General features: G+C 36.5%; 6 protein-coding genes and 1 pseudogene. 4 read left to right on the top strand and 3 right to left on the bottom strand.

What is annotated here, in order from left to right:
• Both L950_RS23275 and L950_RS23270 read right to left on the bottom strand, forming a co-directional pair.
• Positions 1 to 1,289, bottom strand: a 1,289-nt coding sequence (locus tag L950_RS23275; protein WP_021190958.1) for a TAT-variant-translocated molybdopterin oxidoreductase, incomplete at its 3' end; no start/stop codon positions are given.
• Positions 1,290 to 1,327: 38 nt separating this feature from the next.
• Positions 1,328 to 2,593 (bottom strand): c-type cytochrome, encoded by a 1,266-nt coding sequence (locus L950_RS23270; RefSeq protein WP_031288851.1) that lies wholly within the window; start codon positions 2,591 to 2,593, stop codon positions 1,328 to 1,330.
• A 443-nt stretch (positions 2,594 to 3,036) separates the two neighbouring features.
• On the opposite strand from L950_RS23270, the gene L950_RS23265 reads away from it, so the two are divergent.
• Positions 3,037 to 3,348 carry a peptide-methionine (R)-S-oxide reductase gene (locus tag L950_RS23265; RefSeq protein WP_231577824.1) on the top strand — a complete coding sequence of 104 codons (312 nt, stop codon included), beginning with the start codon at positions 3,037 to 3,039 and terminating at the stop codon, positions 3,346 to 3,348.
• Positions 3,345 to 3,422 carry a hypothetical protein gene (locus L950_RS37605; RefSeq protein WP_410528156.1) on the top strand — a complete coding sequence of 26 codons (78 nt, stop codon included), beginning with the start codon at positions 3,345 to 3,347 and terminating at the stop codon, positions 3,420 to 3,422. The genes L950_RS23265 and L950_RS37605 overlap by 4 nt, the downstream gene beginning before the upstream one ends.
• On the opposite strand, the gene L950_RS23260 is transcribed toward L950_RS37605, so the two are convergent.
• The gene (locus L950_RS23260) at positions 3,406 to 4,410 is read right to left on the bottom strand and encodes a LacI family DNA-binding transcriptional regulator (protein ID WP_021190956.1); all 1,005 of its coding nucleotides are present in this window, start codon (positions 4,408 to 4,410) and stop codon (positions 3,406 to 3,408) included. The two genes, L950_RS37605 and L950_RS23260, sit on opposite strands and share 17 nt — an antisense overlap.
• A gap of 149 nt (positions 4,411 to 4,559) precedes the next feature.
• Between L950_RS23260 and L950_RS23255 the strand changes: the two are divergent.
• Both L950_RS23255 and L950_RS23250 read left to right on the top strand, forming a co-directional pair.
• Positions 4,560 to 6,841 (top strand): annotated as a pseudogene (locus L950_RS23255) (GH92 family glycosyl hydrolase).
• A gap of 68 nt (positions 6,842 to 6,909) precedes the next feature.
• Positions 6,910 to 7,236 carry a DUF493 domain-containing protein gene (locus tag L950_RS23250; protein ID WP_021190954.1) on the top strand — a complete coding sequence of 109 codons (327 nt, stop codon included), beginning with the start codon at positions 6,910 to 6,912 and terminating at the stop codon, positions 7,234 to 7,236.
• The last annotated feature ends 86 nt before the right edge of the window (positions 7,237 to 7,322 follow it).

Raw genomic sequence — 7,322 nt, 5'->3', positions numbered from 1 at the left:
TTCTTCAATGCCGCTTTCACGTCGTCAGCTTTGAAATAATCATAAACAGGGTTACTGTTTAAGAATAAAGCAACACCTACCTGACCTGCATTTGCGTTTGTCAAGAATTGTGAAAATGCAACGTCAGAACCTTGATGTTGTTTAGAGAAATTATCTAAATCAATTGTCGATCCGTATGAAGCTAATGCACTGTTGATCGCATTTGCTAATGTTTGAATGTTAATATCATTTGAACCAGCAACCACAACAGCAGCACCTTTGTTTGCTAACAATTCTTTTGCCGCTAAAGTAACCGCAGTTTGTGCTCTTTTTGCAGCAATACCACCCGCTAAAGAAGAACCTGTAATTGCATTATATAATGAAATTAAAATAGCTGCTTCTTCCGAAGGTTTAATTGCGATACGCACATCGGCATTTGAACCAGTCATACTTAGACCTGACTCAAACTGAATGTGACGTGACATCTTACCATTTTTCAATGATTTGTAATCACGGTTTTTAATATATTGCTGTGTATGCTCCTCGCCAGCTAACCAAGTTCCTAAGAAATCAGATGCTACTGAAACAACAACATTTGCTTTTTCAAAATTGTATGAAGGAACAACTGCTTTACCAAAGGAGTTTTTATTCGCTTCAATAATAGCGCTATAAGAAACAGCGTCTACTTGAACCAAATTAGTCGTTGGGTACTTCGCCGTTAATTTAGCGATTGCAGCCAATGTAGTAGGACTATTTACTGTGCTTGCAACAATAGTAATTTGTTTTCCAGCAGTAGCTGCTGCATTTAACGCAGCGATAACAGTACTATCTAATTTAGACCATTCAACATCCTGCCCTTTTATTTGGGCTGTTTTTAATTTAGACTCATCATATAAGTCTAAAACTGATGCTGCAGTTCCCGAATCTGTACCTTGATTTAAACCAATTGCGTTCGGGTTTGCCTCTACGTTAATAGGACGACCTTCACGCGTTCTTACTAAGATACTCTGACCGTTAAAAGTCGAAGTATAAAAGTTAGGAATACCTGGAGTAATTTCCTCTGGTTTAATTAAATAAGGAACTGCTTTATGCACAGGAGTGCTGTTACAAGCTGCTAAAGTAACAGCCCCAACACCAAAACCTAATGCTTTTAAGAAGTCACGGCGAGGAGTTTTTGTACTCAACCCTGCTTCATTTAAGACATCTTCTACAGGAATAGATTCGGCAAACTCACCCTTGCTTTTTTCTACAAAAGCAGGTGTTTGTTTCAATTCTTCCAAACCTTTCCAATATTTTTTATTGCTATCCATTTAAGCTGTATATAAGATTGCGTATTTCTGAATAATTATTAATAGTGACATTTACCACACTCAAGACCACCGATCATCGCCGCTGTCATTTTTTCACCTTTTTTGATGCTTTCATGCGCTTTGATTAAGTCTTCGTAGTATTTGTTATCTGATTTCACATCTGTTGCCTTATGACAATCCACACACCATTTCATTGTTAATGGCGAGTATTGATACACTTCTTCCATTGTTTCAATAGGTCCGTGACAAGTCTGACACTCTACTCCTGCTACTGTAACGTGTTGTGAGTGGTTAAAATAAGCAAAATCTGGCAAGTTGTGAATACGAACCCACTGAATCGGCTTAGGATTGTTTCCGTAAGTACGAGTCTCTGGATTAAAGTCCAATGCGCGGTAGATTTTTGCAATCTCAGGTGAAATTTCACCATCATAATGCTCCGAACCAGTAATCGTATTGTGACAGTTCATACAAACATTTGCAGAAGGAATAGATGCATTTTTAGATTTAAAAGCACCACCGTGACAATATTGACACTCAATTTTGTTTACACCCGCGTGTAATTGGTGCGAGAATTTAATCGGTTGAACCGGCTGATAACCTGTGTGAACACCTACGTTCCACATGGTTTTCCAACCACCAACAGCCAATAAAGCAACAAGCATTAATACAGCAAATCCGACTAATTTCTTGTTCTTAACAAAAGCTTTAGCAAAAGCAAGGAATTTAGAACTCGTTTGAGGCTCCTCTTCTGCTTCAACAGCAGCTTGATTTGTTGCGATAACCTTCTCTAAAGTACGGATGACACGGTTTAAAACAACGATAACAACAATTGCTAAAACAACAATACCTATTAATCCGAAGATCATAAACATGTTAGCATTGTCATCTTTCGCAGCCCCACCACTTGTAGCACCATCTTCTTTAGGTTTCTCAACAGACTCAGCTTTAATATAAGCCAATACTGACTTAATATTATCATCTGATAAATCTGTAAAAGAAGTCATCACAGATTTATTGTACTCCTCAAAAATTGCAATTGCATCGGCATCACCGGAAGCAATTAAAGCTTGAGAGTTTTTAATCCATTTAATCAACCACTCTTCAGACTTAGTTTCGGTAATACCTTTTAAGGCAGGACCAACAACTTTTCTATCAACTTTGTGACAGCTCGTACACTTTGCTTTGAAGATTTTTTCACCTTCCTTGACATCTTGCGCATGCAGCGTCGTAACGGCAAATAACAGCACCAAACTCATTGACGCTATCCTCGCAAGTTTTCCCAAAACGGATGAGATATTTCTCATATTTAACACTTTATACTATTTATTTGTGAATATAAAAATTTAAACACCATTCTAAACAGAGCACACTCTGCCTAGTAATGCCACAAAAGTATAACTTATTAATAAATCCCTGACAATTTTGTGACGTTATTTATCAATTTATAATCGTTCTAAATTATTTTAAAATGACTATTTAATGCAGATTTAAACCACCTCTTGTACTTCAAGGCGGAAATTGATAAGCCTCAAATTTAAGACATCAATAGGACATAAAAAAATTCAAAACTGCCCGAAAGTGTTTCTTGATAACAGTATGCTGACAAAGAATTGATTAGAGAATTGTAACTTTACGGATATGCAGTTATCATGAAAAATTAGTATTTTTAAATGGCTTGATTTTTTTAATAACCTCCTGTAATGCACAGACGCATCAAGCTTCAAAACAAACATCAATCTTTAAGACAATGGAAGATTCAACAAAATATAACAAATTAACGCCAGAAGAGGAACATGTTATTGTTCACAAAGGAACGGAGCGTCCCTACACAGGCACCCTACTGGATAATAAAACAAAAGGAACTTACGTTTGCAAAAGATGTAATGCTGCACTTTATCGTTCGGAAGATAAATTTGATTCGCATTGCGGCTGGCCTAGTTTGATGATGAAATCAAAGGGGCTATACGAAAAGAAACAGATGCAGATGGAAGAAGAACAGAAATTCTGTGTAACGCATGCGGAGCACACCTCGGGCATGTTTTCATCGGCGAAAGATTGACCGATAAAAACACACGTCATTGTGTCAACTCCATTTCTATGGTATTTGTAGCAGATACTATTGCTTCAAAATAGAAGATTCACGTATTTTCAATTCGCAGGGTAGTGTCAGATGTTTAATTGATTTGGCTTTACCCTGCAATTTTAACAATAAAATATTGATAATGTGATCCGCAATTTCTTCAATAGGTTGCGAAACAACAGTGATGGCAGGTTCGTGCAATTTAAATACCGTATGATCATCAAATGCAATTAGTGCCGGTAATTTATAATTATGTTTCTTCCCAGACTTAAGTCCTGTAATTGCCAAATAATTAGTTGCAAACAAAACAGCATCCAGGCGATTATCTACAACAAACTCATGTAAGTCATCAATTGCCTCTGCTTCTGATGCGTCCAGTTGTATTTTCTTGATGTATACCTGCTTCTTAAATTGATCCATACCTTTCATGTAGCCATCTAGGCGATCCCGCATTTGGGTCTGATCAGAGTATAACGAGACTAGACCGATTCTTTTATAGCCCTGCTCATTAAAATGAACGGTAGCATCAAAGGCACCTTGAAAATTATCTGCAATAACATAATCTGTGTCCACATCAGGCAAATAACGGTCAAATAAAACAATAGGTACATTAGATTGAAGCAAATTAGAAATTGTCTCTTCAATTCCTTCGGAAGGTGTAATGATAAAACCATCAACCTGTCGATCATTAAACATACCGATCAGCTCTTTGGTCTTCTCGCTATCATTATTGGTACTACAATAGATAATCCGGTATCCTTGCTCATAAACTTTAGTTTCAATCAAACGCGCGATATTACCAAAGAAAGGATTTGAAATATCTTCAATGATCAGCCCGATAATTTTTGTTTTACCTGTACGTAAACTTTTAGCAAGTTCATTAGGTTTATAGCCGACTTTTTTAACATAATCAAGAACTCGCTTTGTCAATGACTCACTTATACGCTTCTCCTTGGCTTTGTCATTCAATATAAAAGATACCGTAGTAACTGAAACCCCTAAAGCCTTTGCTATATCACTGATCAAAATTCTCTTCTTCATTAAGTATAGTGTGTTTATAATATGAGTTACTAATCTAAAAAAAAATAAAGTAATAACGCCACATAATGTAAAAATATTTAAGCTAAAAGGATTTATTGAGCAAAAAAAATGGTATATTTCACCCCTAAATAAGATCAAACTAATTAATTATGATTCAATTGAATTACAATAAAATTTTATTAAGTATTCTTGCATTAACGCCATTAAGTTTAATGGCTCAACAAAATTTGACACAATATGTGAACCCTTTTATCGGTTCCGAAGACCATGGACACGTATTTGTCGGTGCCAATGTGCCCTTAGGAGCTGTACAATTAGGTCCATCTCAGATTGCGCAGACCTGGGATCAATTTAATGGCTGGGACTGGTGCAGTGGTTACAATTATAAAAGCAAAGAAATCCTTGGTTTTACCCATACACATCTTAGCGGTACCGGTATTGGCGATCTCAATGATATTATGATTGTACCTGCAAACGGTAAAGTACAGTTAAAACCAGCTGAATTTAACAAGATGGGTACTGGCTATGGATCTAGCTTTAAAAAAGAAAATGAAATAGCCCAACCTGGATTTTACAGTGTTCTATTAGACGATTACCAAGTTCAGGCAAATCTAACAGCAACTGAGCGTGTCGGCTATCATCAGTATGTCTATAATAAATCGGACAATGCCCACTTATTCATCGATCTTTCTTTTAAGATGAACTGGGATAAAACAACAGACTCGTACATTAAGCAAATCAATGACAGCACATTTGTCGGATACCGCTTTTCTTCAGGATGGGCAAGTGACCAAAAAGTATATTTTGCTTTAAAAACATCTGTTCCTATCCAAAAAGTACAGTTCTATGAGGAGAACAGTCAAAAATTAGGTTCTTCTACCGTAAAAGGTCAAGCTATTAAAGCTGCTTTATTTTTTGATGCTGTAAAAAATAAAACCATTGAAGTGAAGGTTGGTCTTTCATCTGTAAGTACGACAAATGCTTTAGAAAACATACAGGTGGAAATGCCGAACTGGAATTTTGCAGATGCGAAGAAACAGGCAAATGACAAATGGAACAGCACTTTAAATAAAATTCAATTTGAAGGAGATGCAGATACCAAAACCATTTTTTATACCGCTTTGTATCATACCTATTTTGCACCGACCATCTTTAACGATGCAAATGGTGATTATCTAGGCACAGACAAACAAGTGTACGAAAAACAGGATTTTACCAACCATACCGTATTCTCTTTATGGGATACCTACCGTGGACTTCACCCTTTAATGAATTTACTGGAGGATCGTAAGATCAATCAGGATTTTATTAAAACCATGCTGGCTATTTATCAGCAACAGGGAAAATTACCGGTATGGCATTTACAGGGTAATGAGACCAATACGATGGTTGGATTACCAGCAATACCTGTAGTAGCTGATGCTGTTATCAAAGGGATTTTAGATGAGAAAGATTACGAATTGGCTTGGGAAGCAGTAAAAACCACCGCAATGGGTTATGAAAACGGCTTAAAATTCGTACGTGACTTAACTTATATTCCAATTGACAGCATGGATCATGAATCTGTAGCTTGGGCATTAGAATATGCTATTGCAGATTATAGTGCTTACAAAATGGCGGTGAAATTAGGCAAAACAGAAGATGCTGCATATTTTGAGAAGAGATATAATCTTTATGAGCAATATTTTGATAAAGAAGTAGGACATTTTGTGGGAAGAAAAGCTAACGGTGAGTTTAGAAGACCATTCAACGCATTGATGGCTAAACACCGTGAAAACGATTACTGTGAGGGTAATGCATGGCAATACACCTGGTTAGTTCCTCAAGATGTAAAAGGCTTAATCAATCTTTTTGGAGGCGATAAAAACTTCTTGAAGAAACTTGACGAGTTCACAACAATGTCTTCCGATCTGGGCGGAGAAGCTTCAAATGATATTACTGGTCTTATCGGTCAATATGCTCAAGGCAATGAACCCAATCACCATGTCCCTTACCTGTATGCATATGCAGGAGAAGCTTGGAAAGGTTCTGCACTTGCCCGTAAAGCCATGATGGAATTCTATACAAGCAAACCTAATGGTTTGTGTGGTAATGACGATGCTGGACAGATGAGTGCTTGGTATGTGTTTTCAGCAATGGGTATGTATCCATTAAATCCAATCAGCGGTGTCTATGTTTTCGGATCACCGATGATGGAAAAGCTACGATTACCCTTCCAAATGATAGACAGTTAACGATACAGGTTAAAAACCAAGCGAAGAAAAACAGCTACATCAAAAGTATCAAACGTAACGGTGCATCTTATTCCAAATCATTTATCACTTATGAAGAAGTTCTAAAAGGTGGTACAATCGAAATTGAAATGAGCAGTACACCAAACAAAAATTGGGGTAAAGCGCCACAGGATAGACCTATTGCAGTCGACAATTAATCTGCAAGTCTGTCAGGCCACTATTTATGGAATAGCTTTTGATAATAATCAACAAAAGGAGATTAAAAATGTCAGAATTAAACAACAACATCAATATCCAAGATATTGAAGACGGAAATAATCAGCAAGATTTCTATACAAATTTCAAAGAAAAATTGATTGCTGTAGAACAATTTCCATCCTTGTACAAATTCAAATTCATTGTAAAAGCCGATTTGGAGAAAATAGAGCAAGTAAAACAAGTATTTACGCATGCAAGTACCAAATACGCTGAAAAAGAATCATCAGGTGGTAAATACAAGTCCATCACCGTAGAGACTTTTGTCAATAATGCCGATGAAGTAATTGATTATTACAAAGAAGTATCTAAAATAGAATCCGTTATCATGTTATAACAAATGAAAACAGGCTGTGTCAAATTACGGACAGCCTGATTTTTTTAGTCAAAAAAGCTCACTTTTCAGTTGAGCTTTTTTTATAT

Origin of the sequence: Sphingobacterium sp. IITKGP-BTPF85, assembly GCF_001006065.1 — a bacterium.
Taxonomy (GTDB): Bacteria; Bacteroidota; Bacteroidia; order Sphingobacteriales; family Sphingobacteriaceae; genus Sphingobacterium; species Sphingobacterium anhuiense.
This window is presented reverse-complemented; position numbering and strand designations above follow the sequence as displayed.